This window comes from Nostoc sp., assembly GCF_036916655.1.
Classification (GTDB): Bacteria; Cyanobacteriota; Cyanobacteriia; order Cyanobacteriales; family Nostocaceae; genus Nostoc.
In genome coordinates, this window is sequence record NZ_JBALFY010000116.1 from 1 (window position 1) to 16,704 (window position 16,704).

Here is a 16,704-nt window from a genome sequence, read left to right on the forward strand (position 1 = left end):
ATTCATGGTGTTGAAGCTAGGGGAGAAAAAGGAAATTACAGTACAGAACGTGTTAAATTTAACTCTAATTCTCATAGTTAACATTTCGTTACATATTGATAAATTTTCTCGCCCACCTACTTATAGAGTCAAAGGCAGAGCGATTTGGATGATATTTTTGACTGGGTAATAGTAGTTGTTGCTGTGTTTTAGTAATTTGTTGAATATCGGCAAGATTAATTACTGGCATGGTGGAGAGAATATAACATCTCTCCCATGCAGCGGTAAGCTGCAAATTAATTACTTCGATTAATTATGCTTCAATACAGATATACAGCGTATTGTCGGTTGCAGGAAGTCCAGTTGCAGGAAGTAGAAAATTTAGTTACAAAGCTACGCACCAATTGGGTTTTAATGTTGATAGTTGAAGGCTGATGTAATTAGGCAAGATAGCCAGGGCAAGCGTATGTTTAATAGAAGTAAGTTTTTTGATTGAGATTATTAGAGTTCGTGCTACACCGGGGCAAATTGAGCAGATGCTACAAGAGTTAAAGTTTTATATTAAGGTAGCGGTAGATATTGAACATCGGATTCTGGCTGGGGGAGGTGAAATGCACTTTTACTGTGAACAGGCGTTGCTAGAAGATGGCAGTAAGCAGAGTGATATTAGGTCGCATCGTTTCAGACCTGATACACAACAGGTAATCTATGAGTCTATGGTTAATCTCCGTCCCCGACAGAATCGTTCAATGGAAATTATGGACGTTAAGATTAGAGATATTGTTGCCGCAATTATTATGGAGTTTCTGGGATGAATAGTGGCTTAACTTATGAGCAAGAAACCTTTGTGCAAGATAGTATTCCTGTTAGATTGGAAAAATTGGCAACTAATTTAGCACGGATAAGTCAACTTTTCAGTGACTCTACGGATGAGGATGTGGTCAAAAGCCTGATTAGAGAGACTATGTATTTTATTGAGTGGATAGGCCCAGATATAGATATTGATAATGCTTTTGAGTTAGCAAACTTAGGAAGATTTCTCACACGCTGGCTGTTTAACTGGGAACAAGCTTGGAATGACACAGATGCTAAAAACCAGATTATTCAAGAACTTGGCATTTGGTTAGACAGTGTTTTGCAAATGTCAAAATTACCTGCTGTACAACAATCCTAACTGATAATGACTCAATCCCAACCTCCATTACCACAACCCAAACTAGAATCTGCTGGTATTACTATGGCAGCGTTCTGAAACATTACCCAAATGGGATATCACAATTGTCCCGGTTTAGCTGGTACTTTATTTTCCTGCAAGTCCCCTACCTACTTATTGTTGTCTATAGGTAAGGCATAATTTAACAACTCATAATTCACTCTTCAATCTCAGATGTACCAGCAAATTATGCAAAGCCGCAGTAGATGAAGGTGCTTCAGGTAATTGGCTAGATTGAGATGCCTCCTGTAACTGATTACGTAGACGCTCATATTCTCTTTGATGAAAAGCTACATTAATATCTGACAAAATAGACCTTTCTGTACCTGCTAATTTTTGGGCAATTAAATCAGGAATATATGATAAGTTAAAAACTTCATTCAGCTTAATTAAATTAGCCTCGATTACTCCTGTCTGCATCAAGTAAATTCCAGTTAATAATACTCGATAAACATAAAGTAATGGCTTAAGTTGATGCGTATATTGTTTCTGAAAAAGTTTCCATTGGGTTGTGGCAAAGCCAAGATAATGGTAGCTATGATGACGGGTAATACAATTTTTGGCAATAGTTTTCAATTCCTCATGTTCTGGTGAAGTTGTTAATATTAAAGGAGAATATAATTGTTCTAATACATAACCATTCTTTTTAATTAGCATCAAAAAGAACTTTTTGGCATCATGAGTTACTAAATCAATTTCTAAAGACTCACGAATTTCTGAAACTTCAATAGTTTCATTTATAGTCTTTAATCCCACTACTTCTTGAACTGGTAAAATATGCACACCACGCAAATCATAATCAGAATCATGTGAAGGAAAACCATATAAGTGGGAACCACTGATAGTGGTGAATAAAAACGGGTAAGGCTGTTGCCTAATAATTGTGTTGATAGAAGGTGGAATATTCATAATGTGCCGTTTACTTGCTTACCTTGGTTCGCCTGTTTCTTTAGAACATCTTCTGTATAAACCAGAACACTCACTCATAGTCCAGAGTTATCGACCCCGCGAAATGCTATCAGGGTTAGTAAATGCAGATGGCTTTGGTGTGGGTTGGTATCATAATCAAAAAGATATTGATCCTTTCATCTATAAAAATACTCTACCTATTTGGAATGATATAAACCTATCCAGTCTCAGCCGTTACGTTGAATCAAAGTGTGTACTTGCTTATGTCCGTAGTGCTACACCAGGACAAGCTGTAGATTTTGCTAATTGTCAGCCTTTTAACCATCAACAACAGCTATTTATCCACAATGGACGAATTGAGAATTTCCGCAAAACATTACACAGAAAAATTCGCAGCGCTTTAACCCAAGAATTTTACGAAAAAATTAATGGCAGTACTGACTCCGAACACATTTTTGCATTATTACTTTCACAAAGTCAAATTAACAAACATCGACCTCCAGAATATGTTTTACGCACTACATTATTAACGCTTTTAGAGATGGCAAAACGCTATCAAGTAGAAGCCTCACTCAACGTGATTTTTAGTGACGGAAATCATTTAATAGCTTCTCGTTTTGCTACCACTTCACCGCCTCCATCTCTTTACTGGATAAGAGATGATCCGACTTTTCCCCAATCCGTAATTATTGCGTCTGAACCACTATTTATAGGTAATTGGATTGCTTGCCCAGAAAACAGCATCATTAGTGTGAGAATAGACGGTGAAATCCAAATTGAGCAAATCTGAGCAAATTTAGTGTGAAAGAGGTTATTTTTCAAGCTTTCGATGAATATCACTCGAAAACTTTTGCACTATTCCAAGATGATGACGAGTTTCTGTCCTTTGTAATTTTTGACAATATAACCGAAAATTGTACAGTATCTTTTTGGTGACTACGTTACTTTTAAGTGCGTACTTTTCATTTTATATATTTGTTTTATTATTAAATAGTATTGAAACAAATTCATGTCATCAAGTTAATCTTTACCAACTTTAGGATTACAACAATTTGTTTCTGTTGATACAGCTTGTAAGTTATTTGTAATTTTTTTAAGCTTACAGCCATTTTCATGTAAATAGACTAAGTGGTAGGGGCACAGCAATTCTCATCAGAGACAATCTAAAAGCTAGTTATAGACTTCTTTTCACGTTAAATTGACACCAATGAGCAATTCTGTGTCCCTACGACAGATGTGATTCAAATATATGAAACCTGCTGTGACCCTAGAAAATTCAAGCTTTATAAATTTTATGAAATTAATTTGACACAGCTACAAATAAAAATCACTGCACAGAAACGAATAATAAGGAGATAATTTATGAATAGCAAAGAAATGTCACTAAAAACAGAAACAAGGAGAATTGTCCATCGGACACGCGGTCAAGGTCACGGGCCGATTATCCGGCTTATGAGTCCTTCTGATTTAGGACATTTGCTGAAACCTTTTGTTTTTTTGGATTTGATTGATGCCGATACAAGTCTGGCGGAATCTATGCCAATCCATCCGCATTCAGGTATTGCGACTGTAACTCTTATTATTGAAGGTGACGTTCGCTTCGATGATCCTGAATCTGGTAGGGGTACTATATCTTATGGTGGTGTGGAATGGATGCGTGCTGGTGGTGGTGTCTGGCACGGGAAAGAAATGACTTCTGGTACATCAAAGCGTGTGCGTGGGTATCAACTTTGGATCGCTCTTCCACCTGAACTCGAAAATGGGCCAGTTGATAGTCAATATCTCGAAGCTGATAAGATTCCAGGCGTAGGTTCAGCCCGTATCATTCTTGGTAGTTATGCTGGAGTGAAAAGCCCCGTACGCTCTCCTGAAGGCATAAATTATCTGTTGGTCACGCTTGCCCCAGGTGAGCGCTGGGAATACCAGCCCCCCGTCGATCAGGATGTGGCTTGGCTAAGTGTCAGTCGGGGAGCGGTGGCTACACCAGATATTGCCAGTGAGGGTGAGTTAGTGACTTTTTCCTCTGGTAATGGCGTTATCACCATGCAGGCTGATGAAAAAAACGGAGCGGTCTTTATAATGGGGTCGGCAGTTCGCCATCCGTATGAGCTAAAACTGGGATACTATTCCGTACATACCTCTGCCGAGGCTTTGCAAGCAGGTGAGGCGCGTATTTCTGAAATTGAAGTACGTCTGCGCGAGGCAGGAGATCGTCAAGCAACTTCTGGTGTAACGCCAGTTTTTCAATGAATGTAGACACTACATTATCTAGCGGCTTCCCGCATAATACGAGAGCCGCTATAGATGGATGATACTTATCCTACTCCAACAAAAGAGAAAAATTAGAGACCTCCACAAAAAGAAATGCCCAATTGTCATTGCGTTCGCCCCTGGCGTTCCCGAAGGGTATGGAGCGAAGCGAAATGAAGCAACCGCAAAATATTGGGATTGCTTTGCTACACTCCGTTTCGCTCGCAATGACAGCTTTTGGATCAATCATTCTGTGGAGTTCTCTTAAAAATCTCTTACTAGGGTAGTATTTTCACTAGGCAATATTGTATATCATGTATGAATTTAGATACCTGTCAGCCTAAGCAAGTAAATTCAATATTTAGCCGCTAATTATTGCTGCATCGAATGTGTGGGAAAAATTCTGCTCGATATAGGAACCCGTAGCTTAGGCTTATTTTCTGTTATATTGGCATTAGCGGCAGAAGAATTATTAGATGATGCTTCAGAGACAATAGATGATTTGCTATTAGTAGAATTGGCAAAATCACTCAATTGGATAGTAGAAGATGAATTTGAAGATATGGAATTAATCTTATCAGTATTTTGACTGTTGGGTTTTGCCGGAGTTTGAGCTTGACACGGAGTAATCATGAAAGTTGAACTTGTTCCTAGTACTAGTAGGAGCAAATGAGAAATATATTGTTGCATGGGAATTGCTAAAATGGGTTAATAAATATTCAAAGCTGAAAGAAGTTGTGTTTGTTATTAATTGAAAAAAACCGCAATTTCCCAGCATAAATCATGACGCTGTTGTTTAATAAAACCTAATTACAGCAATTTCTAAATGAATAGACTTACTAGTTCTTAGTACGTTAATCCGCTACCTTTTCTATCAGGTAAGGTGAAAATAAACTTCTCCTTCGTAAAAATAGAGCGCTTATTTTAGTACTAATGAATCAGTCTGATAGAGAGTTGACAAATAGATACACGTGGAATAATTGAAGTTTTTTATCAACTAAGCCAGCACAACTATTAATATTTTAGTTAGATTTAACTTGTTATTAAAAGAGCAATGTTACTGAACTTTTTTAAAATGCTGATTTATCTAAAATCAACTCTTAATTCGCATATTTAACTAACTTAAGCAAAAAGTATATGAATTTTTAACACAAGCTGAGTTTGATTAATTAGCTTTCGTCAATAAATACGTGTATATGTTCAGCAATAGATACAAATTTGACTATAGCAATCCGATTTGATTTTTGAACTTATTTGCGTGGTGTGCGTTCGCGTTAGCGTCTCTGAAAGAGAAGCGCAAGTTCGATAAGCAGGGAGTAGGCTTCTGCTGTGAGGCGGCTGAGGCTTCGCCGAACGTCCTCAGCTTTTTTGCGTTGTACTGAGCTTTTTTAAATTAGATAGGAGTTCTATAATGTCAGGTGAATGCTGATACCAATTTTTTATGAAGCTGTGTTAAAGATCAGGTGACAAATGTGGTGCGATCGCACCACATTTGACGCACTATCAGGCAACTATAACTCGTTTGTTAATCAAATATCAGGATGCAGATACTCTCAACAATTCTAGCTTTTATAAAGATTGCTCTTTATGTCCATAGAAGAAGGAAGTATTACTCATACGCAACCTAATTATTTATACTATCATGCAGTAATTATCGGTTGCGTAGAGCATTCAGACAAATCTATTAGTCAAAAAACTTACTTCAAAGTTCCCAAAACGGGCGCTACCTCAACCTCTGAAATTTGCGGAACCAAGAATCTATTAGCATAAACCTGGGGATTTGTTTGCGCGACTATGGCATAAGACTGGCGAAGATTAGCATTCACTGCAACTGTCTTCACGTCGTACATCTGCATCGCCATTTTGGGATAGAAACCAATACCAATAATCATTAGCAGAAAGCAAGCAGCGATGAAGACTTCACGGGGTCTAGCATCCTCGTAGACTGCATCTTCTGGTACCAAACAGTCTGTACCAAAACAAACTGTTCCGTCATCTTCTTGATTTTCCAAGCCTGCATTATTAATGTCGCATAGGAGTGCTGCGTCGTTACCATAAAACACCTCTCGCAGCATAGAAAGTAGATAGATTGGTGTGAGGATGACTCCAACGGCAGCTAGAAAAACTGTGACGGTGCAGAAAGTTGAACTATAAACATCGCTGCTTGTCATCCCAACAAATACCGATAGTTCACCAGCAAAGCCACTCATACCGGGAAGTGCTAGGGATGCCATCGTTCCGATTGTGAACAGGGCAAAGACTTTGGGCATGGCTTGACCAATACCGCCCATATCTTTCATTACCATTGTGTGGGTGCGATCGTAAGTAACGCCTGCCAAGAAGAACAGCACTGATGCAATCAAGCCATGCGAAATCATCTGCAACATCGCGCCGTTGATTCCCAAATCAGTGAATGAGGCAATTCCAAGCAGTACAAACCCCATGTGAGAAATCGACGAATAAGCCAAACGCCGCTTCATATTGGTCTGAGCAAAGGAGTTCAATGCACCATAGATAATATTAACAACACCGAGAATGGCTAGAACGGGCGCAAAGTAAATGTGTGCATCGGGAAGCAACTCAAGATTTAGGCGAATCAGTCCATATCCGCCCATTTTCAGCAGCACACCAGCCAAAATCATCGACACAGGAGAGGATGCTTCGCCGTGGGCATCAGGCAACCAGGTATGCATGGGGAAAACAGCAAGCTTGACACCAAATGCAATCAACAATCCTGCATAAAGTAGCAGTTGTAGACTCAGAGGATATTCCTTGCTGGCGAGGGCGGTGATGTCAAATGTCATATTCCCGCCGCCATATAACCCCATTGCTAGGGCTGCAACTAAAATGAATATAGAAGCCGCTGCGGTATACAACAAAAATTTCGTAGCCGCATAACGACGCCTTTGCCCACCCCAAATGCAAACTAATAGGTAGACGGGAATCAGTTCTACTTCCCACATAATGAAAAATAGCAGCAAGTCTTTGGCAACGAACACCCCTACCTGTGCTGAATACAGCACCAGCATCAAAAAATAGAAGAGGCGGGGTCGATGATCAACTTGCCATGCCGAAAAAATCGAGAGTGTGGTGACAAATCCTGCTAGAAGCACAAGTGGCGCTGAAAGTCCATCCACCGATACCGCCCAGTTAAAACCTAACTGAGGCACCCAGGCATAATTTTCCACGAGTTGAAAACTAGCACTACTGGCATCGTAATACTTCCAAAAGGCGTAGCACATTAAGGCAAAGTCTACAATACCTACACCCAGGGCATACCACCGCACGCGCTTGCCGTCTTTATCAGGCAGCACAGGAATGAGCAGGGAAGCAACGAGTGGCAGCAAGACAATTGCGGTAAGCCAAGGAAATTGATCCGCTATCATGTATATGAGGAAAAATACTTATTTGTCAATTATGTCATTGTACTAAACTTTGTAACAATTTCTTAATAAATCTTTGTCCCGGATCACGGGGACTGGGGACTGGGGACTGGGGACTGGGGAAGAAATATTGTTATTTGTTTATTTATTTGTTAAGTGTTCTTGTGTAGGCAGTTGATGATTACAACATTATTGCTCAAGGTACTAATCCAGCACGTAAAGCACGGACAGCAGCTTGTGTGCGGTCAGCAACACAGAGTTTATTGAGAATACCTCGAACATGAGTTTTGACAGTACCGACTGTTAGATAGAGTCTTTTGGCAATTTCTGCATTGTCACACCCAGCGACAATCAACTCTAAAACATCCATTTCCCGATGAGTTAAAGGATAGCTGACTATACTTTTCTCAACATCTGGGTCAATGCCTTCAATTAAGACTCTTTTTCCAGATGCTCCTCTGCTACCGTCGGGGAAATCTTGACGTATTTGTTGTAATACAAGGTCTGCGATCGCTGGATCGATCCATGAGCTACCTGCATGAGTTGTTTGTACAGCCTCTACTAGTTTCTCAGTTTCGATATCCTTCATGCAATAAGAATCTGCACCTGCTGCAAATGCGGCTAAAACTGCCTGTTCACTATTCTGCATCGTTAAAATTAGCAGCTTTGTTGTATAATCCTCGTTTTCTGATTGATATTGCCTAAATGTGCGTGTTAGATCGATACCATCCATGTCAGGCAAACCAATGTCAATAGTTGCAACATCCGGCTTGAGACTTTTCAGGAGCTTAATGCCGTCGGCTGCATTGGCTGCTTCACCGACAATGTTGAACTCTGGCTGAGTTTGTAAAGCAGACCTTAAGCCGATTCTTGTCAGGTTGTGATCTTCAATCAAAAGGATCTTGATTTCACTCATAGTTGCTTAACTTTACTGTTATTTATCTAAAGTACAGATTAAAATAATCTCGTTCTTCTATTCGGGATCTTATACAAAAAGCAATGCAGTTGCTATTTTTCCCTAAACTTCATCTCCCATGAGACATAAATAACCTTATCTCGTAAGCCTTTCTAAGGCAAGAGTTTCGGTGTCAACAACTCAGATATAAATACACTGGGGTTCTATACTAAAACAAAAAAGTCACTATTAATACAATAGCTCAAGGTTTAATCGTATATATACTTAGAAAATGGAATATTTAGCTTAGGAAACTCTAAAAGAAAATCTAAATTCTTAATAATGTCAGCGCTCGTAAAGTAAGCTATTACTAGATTTGCTAGGAATAGCCAAGCACTTCTTTTTTATTTAGCCTATGTCTTTAACTAAAACTGTCAAAAAAGATAAAATTCTCGTTGTCGATGATGTTTTTGACAATCTACTGGTCTTAGAAGCAGTCCTAGAAGATGAGGACTATGAAATTACGTTGGTGGAAAATAGCAAAATAGCTCTGGCTATGGTTGAGGAGTCACCACCTGACATAATTCTCTTAGATGTGATGATGCCGGAGCTTGATGGCTATGAATTTACTCGACGCATCCGAAAGAATCAGGCATTGCCATTTATCCCCATTCTGCTGCTCACGGCTCACTATCAGTCTAGTGTTGTGGAAGGACTCGATGCTGGTGCAGATGACTTTATTCGTAAACCATTCGATCCTGATGAACTTCATGCACGAGTGCGATCGCTCTTGCGTCTCAAGCATAGCATCGACGAACGAGATCAGATGGCTAACCTCCGGGCAGATTTTGTCTCACGTTTTACTCACGATTTACGTATACCCTTAGTAGCTTCTAACCGCGTATTAAAATTATTGCTAGAAGGCAGGTTTTGCGAAGTTTCGCCACAATTGCAAGAAATAATTGATACCATGATTGGCAGCAATCAAGACCTGCTGGAAATGGTAAATACCTTGCTAGAAGTTTATCGTCACGAAGCGGGCTGTAAAATCTTAAAAATTTCTCCCTGCAATATTCAGGAATTAGTTAGTGAAGTTTCCCAAGAATTAACTCCCCTAGCTGAAGAAAAAGGATTAGTTGTCAACCTTGAAAAAGACAAAACCGCAAGCACTATCATGGGCGATCGCGTCGAACTGCGGCGAGTTTTGACAAATATCATCGGTAATGCCATCAAATTTACAGACAAAGGTTCTGTAGATATTCACTGTCATCTCACTCCTGTAGCTGTGAATATTGATATCCAAGATACAGGGCCAGGAATTTCTAAACCAGATCAGGCCATATTATTCGAGCGATTTCGTCAAGGGAAACACCAACGTTCTGGTAGCGGTTTGGGACTATATCTATCTCGCTATATTATCGAAGCACATCAAGGCACTATCGATGTAATATCTGAACCAGGCAAGGGTAGTACATTCACTATACGTCTACCTGTGGCTAGTGAACACTAAAAATAGGTAAATAGAAGAGTAATCATGAATTAGCAGCTTTGAGGAAATATTTTGCGATCGCTCTTGTCCAAATGCCTAAAAATCTCAGACAAAACACAGATTCAATCAAAAAAGAAGGTTCAGTAAATAGTTATTTACTGAACCTTCTGACTAAATAAATTTTTACCTAGTATACTACGGTGTAAATCCAGCTAAAATCTAAACTAAGCAGACAATTAGGGGAAATTCATGACTTGCCCCTAATTGAGCAAATTATTAAAGATAGGGCAAACTTCCGCCTAGACTAGTCTAAAGTCTTTTTAACTTCATCTTTGATATTTTCAGCAGTGTTGCGAACTTCAGCTTCAGCTTGTTTTGCTTTACCTTCAGCTTTATCTTTAGGATCGCCAGTTACTTCGCCAATTGCCTCTTGTACTTTTCCTTCGACGTTTTTAGCAAAAGCTTTTGCTTTATCTTCAATACTCATTTTTTTTGTTCCTAGTATGTTAAGTGTTGATTTTTTTGCTCACTTGAAAAGCGCTGCAATATCTATAAGTTACTTTTAAACAAGTTTTAATTCTTCTATCTGACGATGTTATTATGACAAATATTTGTGTCCGTTGTACATAGTTATTCAGCGCTTAAATTCATCATTGAGAATTCAAGTAATATCCAAAAGAGAGAAAGGTATCATTATATTGTTCTATCTTGAGACAAAAATAATTTATAACTTCAGGTAGATAGCGATGATGGTAAACTGCAAATTGGCTTATTACCACTGGATATGATAAATATGTCAACAGGGTAGGGAAGCTTCTAACTTAGTGGCGATCGGCTAATCAGTATTCAAGTTGCATAATCAGGGCGGGCAAGATGCCATTAGTGTCAACTTAAGGTTAAAACCCATTTGTCAACGATGGGTTTTGTTAGGAACTAAGTATAAAAGTGAACCTATTCTGACTTTTATACGCAAGCCGGGAGTGATGCTAATAAACAAAGCATTAATAGTCCCTGAAAAAGTTCGTTTTTTGTCCCTTTCAAACCAAGCTTTTAAGCATAAATGCTTATTGACATAATTAGTTTGAGCTTAACTTGACACCTATGGCAAGATGCCCACCCCACAAGATATTAATAAAATTTTAATATGCAAGATATAGATGTATTTTAGCTTAGTGCGGCGTAAAGCCTTCTCTTGAAGAGGCTTTACGCCGCACTATCTGCTTCCTGCCTCTTGATAAACTCTATGATTCTCTTCCTGATGCCCAGGTATCACGCCATTTGACAGTACCTTCTTTGGCAATCACCCAGCGGCGGTTTACCAGATTTTCGCGCAGAGGCGATCGCCCTTCCCGCCACATAGCATATTTATAAGCAATCAGCTTACCAGCACTTTCATCAAAGGGAATCTCCGCAGACCAGGTATTGGTGTTGATGTACTCTAAGGGATACGCTTTGCTGATATCCCAGTTACCTAACTCTGGGCAATCTCCTGTCACCACAACGATTTCACCTGGTTGGGTTTCTACGCCATTGAGTTGGACGCGGACAATTGTTTGTGCTTTGATCCGTTCGCCAACGTGGCTGAAAACAATCACTCCCCTTTCTTCTAGTACTAGGTTATAAATCTTGCCATCTTTCACCTCATACTTGTTGCGAGTCACCACGCAGGTATGTTCTCCATCGGGCAATTCTGTTTCTACTTCTGGTAAAGTAACTTCTCCTCCCCGGTTTAAAGCGACAAAACACACAGAGTCACGATAACGGCGTACATAACAGTAAACATCTGCTGTTAAGTATTTTTGCCAGTGGCTACCCATTGATACGGCTGGATTCAGTCGCCGTAAGCCAGACAGCAGCCTGATGCAACGATAAATTTCACTATCAGTATCCCAATTTTCCATCATTGGGCGGTTGTATGGGTCGTTACCGCCATCGGTGTCGTCATGGAGATACTGTTCTGTACCGTAGTAAATGCAGGGAATACCGCGACAGGTCATAATTAAAGCGATCGCAACCTTCAACATCGCTGGATCGGGGTTCAGCGATTGAAAGCGGGACATATCATGGTTATCGATAAAGGTAATTAACTCTGTTGCCCCCTTGTAGCGATAATCCTGATCGAAAATATATTGAATGGTTTGGAATCCCATTTCTGAACCTTGCCCCAATGCAGCTCGAATTGCCACACACAAACCAAAGTCTAGAAGTGTCATCCCTGAGTGATTGGCAAATTCCACCGAGCGATCGTCACTCGGATTACTATAAATCCATTCACCAAAAATGAATACATCTGGTTTGTGATTGGTCATCTCGCCAGTGAATTCTTGCCAAAACCAAATCGGCATGTGCTTGACAGTATCCACGCGCAGTGCATCCACACCCCGGTCTAGCCATTGTTTGATTGCTGACTTAATATATTCTCGATATTCTGTATTGTTTTCATTGAAGGTTGCTAGACCACATAGTTCACAGTTCTGTACTTGCCAATCGTCTTCCCAGTTTTGCACTTCACCATAGTGGTGATACCAATGATTAACATCATCATTGAAATCAGCAATTTTAACGCCATCATCATACAATTCGCCTTTGCTACCACTAGTGTCAGGACTGCTATGGTTGCAGACAATATCTAGCACCAGCTTCATATTTCGCTTGTGCAGTTCTGTAATTAACTTGTCAAAGGTGGTATTTTTTTCTTCTTGAGTAGCGTTTAAAGAAGGGTTCTCTCCATCAGCAATGTAGCGAGGATTAATCCGCTTAAAGTCTTTTGTCCAATAACCATGTAGCGCTGCATTGCCAACAAATAACTCTTCAACCTGCTCAAACAGTGGAGTTAACCAAATGGCTGTCACTCCCATATTTTTGAGATAATCTAATTTATCGATGACACCTTGCAAGTCGCCACCCCAATACTTACCCCAATCTTTTCTAGTTGGATCGTACAGTTCTGAGTTTGCACCTTCGCTATTATCTGGATCGCCATCATAAAAGCGATCGACCACAAGAAAGTAAATAGTTTCTTGACGAAATTCAATATCTCTGGTGTAAAGAAACTCTAGGTCAATTTCAGCTTCCGATGGTGGGGTTTCTATAATAGCGTCTACTTTTTCTTGTGCAGAATCAACTTTATATTGATCTGGTGAAAACTGAGATGGAGGGGTTTGTACCATAAAAGAACTCAAAATTTAATGTAATTCATACTTGTAGACCACACTATAACGTTTCGAGTATTGTGTATTGCTACAAACCTTGGTATTGTGGCATCCTGCCAACGGTATAGGTATCTATCGCTAGCTAGTTTATAATTCTATCGATAGATATAATTCATCTGCTAGAGGATAAAAACAAAGAAATATAGGAGTTATTAACTATAATTGCTCGATCACAAAAATTTACAATATTTAGTTAAATTGACTTTCGGTAAATATTGAGTCTAGCTGGTGTTTAAGTGTATATTCGACAACAGATTTGAGAACACCTCAACCCTTTAGAGATTAGCTTTCAACAAGGTTTTGTGACATCTGAGCAATACTGAGTAAATAACGTATTAGCCAACTTTTTTTCTAGAAGATTCGCTCCATTGGTAAACTGACCATTGTCACTTTCAATCTGTTATTACTATCAAGGAATTAATTTAGGTAGCAAATATGACTAAATATGACAAGGTTTTTAACTCACCAAAGACATCAGAGGAATCACTAAGTCCAGAGGAAGCGGTGGCAGCGATCGCAACTGTCACTGCGATCGCAGATTCAGTGATTGATGAGGTAGATGCAGAAAGTTTAGCGGGTATTCTCTGGGAATTCGAGGTTTTTGAGGAATACTCAGAAGATGAAATCACAGAAATAGTTGATAGACTCATCTCCATTGCCGAAGAAGAGGGAATTGGGCCTTTGTTTAATGTCGCTAAAGTATCTCTCTCAGATGAATTAGTGCTAGATGGTTTTGCTGCTGGGGTAATAGTACTTTTAGACGATGAACTCGCCATCCCCAAACCGAAACAAGCCTACCTCAAAAAGCTACAAGCAGCCTTAGAACTGGAGGATGAAGAAGCAGAGGAAATCATCAAGGAGGTAATTGCAGCCTTTAAAGAAGCAGAAGATGAAGAATATGCAGATGATGATGAGGATGATGATGAAACAGTAGTCATCGAAGATTTTAGCGAACAGGCATATCAATCCCCATTAGGTAATTTTACTGTGCCGATTCCGGTTGATCCCCAGCAGGGCGGTAGAATTCAGAGCCAGGAAGGAGTAGTTGGCTTTTCTGATGACATCGGTACTTTGCTGAGAATCGATTATTATCCTTTCCCCCTGGAACAGTTAGAGGAATTGGAGGCTGTTGGACAAGAAGAATATTTACAAACAATTTTAGTAGACAAGTATGTACCGCAGGCGATTTTTGCCAATGTACCAGATGCTTCTGTGGAGTATACCGAATATCTGGAAAATACTTTGCGAGGCGCTTACTACGTGTTAATCGATATGCCCAAAGGTTCCACGATTTCTAAGCAAGAAAATAATGGAACTGCGATCAGATTGGATGCGTACCGAGGACTGCTTACCTTTATCAGGGGTGAATTTTTGTATATAGTTAGTAGTCAACACAGCTTTATTAACGGCGAAACTCCCGATTCTGTTGAAGAAGAGGCTGAAGACATCAAGGAGAGTATTTTAGAGTTTGTTGAAACTATAGAGTTCGCCTAGTAGTCTGTCAATAAATAATTGATGGATAAATTCTTTGTAGAGACGGTGATTTAGGGAACTCCAAGAAATAAATTATCCAATATTGTGGGGTGGACAACATGAGCGCAATATTATAGACTGGGCGGGCAAGATGCCCACCCCACAAGAGTTAATTGAATATTTTTTTATTTGGACATCCCTTATCATGTCTCTCTAACGTTTTGAGAGATTATCTTGTTCCCTGTTAGAGACTAGGAACGAGTCAAGCCTTCAAGCTAGGTTTTTAGGACTTGTGTATACGCCGTAGCTTTACGGAGATGGAACCGCTACTCGATTACCGGGAACAATCTGTGGCTGATACGAAAACACCTCTCGACTACGGGGATTTACGGTCACTTTGACCCAATTCACATCGTTGGTACCGTTTGCCGCATTGTCGCCAAATGTCTCGACACGAGTGAAGTTTTCGAGGCGTCTGCCTTGAGCATCCAGAAACGGCCTGTCAATGCGATGATAATGCGAGTCACCATGTACGTAGGCAACCGGTTTACGGAAAGCAATTACCTCATCCCGCAACGCTAATAAAAAGCTCTGGAAGCCATCAGGCTGTCCATCGGTTTCCGCGAGTGTCTTGGGATCGCGCAAAGGCGCTCTAGTTCCGTCGGTCAGATCCCACCCCGGATCGCCTTGGGAGATAAACATAACCGCCACCGATTTGCGTGCTTTTGCCACTTGAAAGGTCTCTCTCATCCATATAATATCAGCTGCATTTCGCGCCGCGTACTCCTCCGGGTCAGGCGCAGTGTCGCATAGGTTGTTGCACGAACCCTGGATATTGAGTGTGGCATAAGTAACCTTACCGACCGTCCAACGGCGGTTCTCAACACAGGGCACCGCAGTGCCACTTGCACCAAGGCACAGCTGTGCTGTCTGCACCTCCTGGGCTAGCCGACGCTGGCCGAGGGAGAAATTCGTACTGAAGAATACCTGACGCTCATAGTCGAGGCGATCGCGTGAGTTGAATCCACCGTTTGAGGCGCGATCGCAGTCAGTCCAATCGTTGTCGCCTGGTGTGAAGGCTGCTGGTGCTTTCAGAGCATTGAAGTAGCCAAGTGCTTGGGTGTAGAGGTCATTGCTACAAGTGGTCGGCGTCACCGAGCCGGCTATAGAGTTACCCGCCTTCAGGTCGCCGTCGTGGACTGTGAAGGCCAGGTTTTGGGCATTCATGTCAGCAATGAGATTTGGAACCCCTGTTGTCGCCTGCAAATCCGAGTAGGGGAGATCGCCCCAAAGTCCGATGGCGTATGACTCGTTCTCGCCCTCATACTCATTCTCGTTGGCAGTCGCCAAACTGATTGCCGAACTTGCCAACAATGGCACAGTCAGCGCCAGTAAACACATTTGACTTAGCAAACGCGCTGTGGTGACGCGTTTAAATACTGAGTAGCCAACCTTTGCCATCATCTATAATCCTCGATTATTCCTTGGGTCTGTGAGCGCATTTTGATTAGCCGCTACCCACGCCATTTAAGTTAGAAAATTTAGATTACCGGATTGTCGATGATAAATAGGTTATAGATGGGTTAAGAGGTCGCTTTTTTACAGTAAATTCACGTGTACTTTACCTAACTTTTCCCGTTAAGTCTCTTTACGAGATGCACTGTTAGATCGGCCAAGCTTGAAGGCGAGTAATAGACACTTTGGAACTCTTGACTAAAGATTGGGCAAGAAATTTATTGATTGTTTTGGTTGGTGTCTGAATCCCCAGTCCCCAATCCCCACCCCTAATTTAATGTCCATAACTCATCTGATGTACATTTGGAAAGGGCGATGTCTGACGACAAGCCTGGAGAAGAGAGGAAGTCTCTAGCTCCGCATTGGGTGTCTACGCTTATAATTTT

13 protein-coding genes are annotated in these 16,704 nt (G+C 40.6%); 7 read left to right on the forward strand and 6 right to left on the reverse strand.

The window, feature by feature from the left end:
- The first annotated feature begins 467 nt into the window (after window positions 1-467).
- A complete protein-coding gene (locus V7L31_RS30240) occupies window positions 468-794 on the forward strand; it encodes a DUF5674 family protein (protein WP_334699648.1) in 327 nt (108 codons plus the stop codon).
- The gene (locus V7L31_RS30245) at window positions 791-1,153 is read left to right on the forward strand and encodes a hypothetical protein (RefSeq protein ID WP_334699649.1); all 363 of its coding nucleotides are present in this window, start codon (window positions 791-793) and stop codon (window positions 1,151-1,153) included. Before V7L31_RS30240 ends, V7L31_RS30245 begins: the two co-directional genes overlap by 4 nt.
- Window positions 1,154-1,342: 189 nt before the next feature.
- Here the strand turns inward: V7L31_RS30245 and V7L31_RS30250 are convergent, their stop codons facing one another.
- Window positions 1,343-2,101: a nucleotidyltransferase domain-containing protein gene (locus V7L31_RS30250; protein ID WP_334699650.1), complete on the reverse strand. Its 759-nt coding sequence runs from the start codon at window positions 2,099-2,101 to the stop codon at window positions 1,343-1,345.
- Window position 2,102: 1 nt separating this feature from the next.
- Here V7L31_RS30250 and egtC point away from each other — a divergent pair, with 1 nt between their 5' ends.
- From egtC to V7L31_RS30265, 3 genes are all read left to right on the forward strand, one after another.
- A complete protein-coding gene (gene egtC, locus V7L31_RS30255) occupies window positions 2,103-2,891 on the forward strand; it encodes an ergothioneine biosynthesis protein EgtC (protein ID WP_334699651.1) in 789 nt (262 codons plus the stop codon).
- Between the two features lie 572 nt (window positions 2,892-3,463).
- Window positions 3,464-4,351: a pirin family protein gene (locus tag V7L31_RS30260; RefSeq protein ID WP_334699652.1), complete on the forward strand. Its 888-nt coding sequence runs from the start codon at window positions 3,464-3,466 to the stop codon at window positions 4,349-4,351.
- Window positions 4,352-4,742: 391 nt separating this feature from the next.
- Window positions 4,743-4,940, forward strand: coding sequence for a hypothetical protein (locus tag V7L31_RS30265; protein ID WP_334699653.1), 198 nt, complete (start codon window positions 4,743-4,745; stop codon window positions 4,938-4,940).
- Between the two features lie 1,108 nt (window positions 4,941-6,048).
- On the opposite strand, the gene V7L31_RS30270 is transcribed toward V7L31_RS30265, so the two are convergent.
- A complete protein-coding gene (locus V7L31_RS30270; protein WP_334699654.1) occupies window positions 6,049-7,737 on the reverse strand; it encodes an NAD(P)H-quinone oxidoreductase subunit 4 in 1,689 nt (562 codons plus the stop codon).
- Window positions 7,738-7,930: 193 nt separating this feature from the next.
- Entirely contained in the window at window positions 7,931-8,650 is a 720-nt protein-coding gene (locus V7L31_RS30275) for a response regulator transcription factor (RefSeq protein WP_334699655.1), read from the reverse strand.
- Between the two features lie 394 nt (window positions 8,651-9,044).
- Here V7L31_RS30275 and V7L31_RS30280 point away from each other — a divergent pair, with 394 nt between their 5' ends.
- On the forward strand, window positions 9,045-10,139 hold the full coding sequence (locus V7L31_RS30280; protein ID WP_334699656.1) for a hybrid sensor histidine kinase/response regulator: 1,095 nt from the start codon (window positions 9,045-9,047) through the stop codon (window positions 10,137-10,139).
- Window positions 10,140-10,422: 283 nt separating this feature from the next.
- Here the strand turns inward: V7L31_RS30280 and V7L31_RS30285 are convergent, their stop codons facing one another.
- A complete protein-coding gene (locus V7L31_RS30285; protein ID WP_292853925.1) occupies window positions 10,423-10,605 on the reverse strand; it encodes a CsbD family protein in 183 nt (60 codons plus the stop codon).
- Between the two features lie 754 nt (window positions 10,606-11,359).
- Entirely contained in the window at window positions 11,360-13,288 is a 1,929-nt protein-coding gene (locus V7L31_RS30290; RefSeq protein ID WP_334699657.1) for an alpha-amylase family glycosyl hydrolase, read from the reverse strand.
- A gap of 477 nt (window positions 13,289-13,765) precedes the next feature.
- Between V7L31_RS30290 and V7L31_RS30295 the strand changes: the two genes are divergently transcribed.
- Window positions 13,766-14,824, forward strand: coding sequence for a hypothetical protein (locus V7L31_RS30295; RefSeq protein WP_334699658.1), 1,059 nt, complete (start codon window positions 13,766-13,768; stop codon window positions 14,822-14,824).
- A 288-nt stretch (window positions 14,825-15,112) separates the two neighbouring features.
- Here the strand turns inward: V7L31_RS30295 and V7L31_RS30300 are convergent, their stop codons facing one another.
- Window positions 15,113-16,267, reverse strand: coding sequence for a hypothetical protein (locus tag V7L31_RS30300; protein ID WP_334699659.1), 1,155 nt, complete (start codon window positions 16,265-16,267; stop codon window positions 15,113-15,115).
- Window positions 16,268-16,704 lie beyond the last annotated feature (437 nt).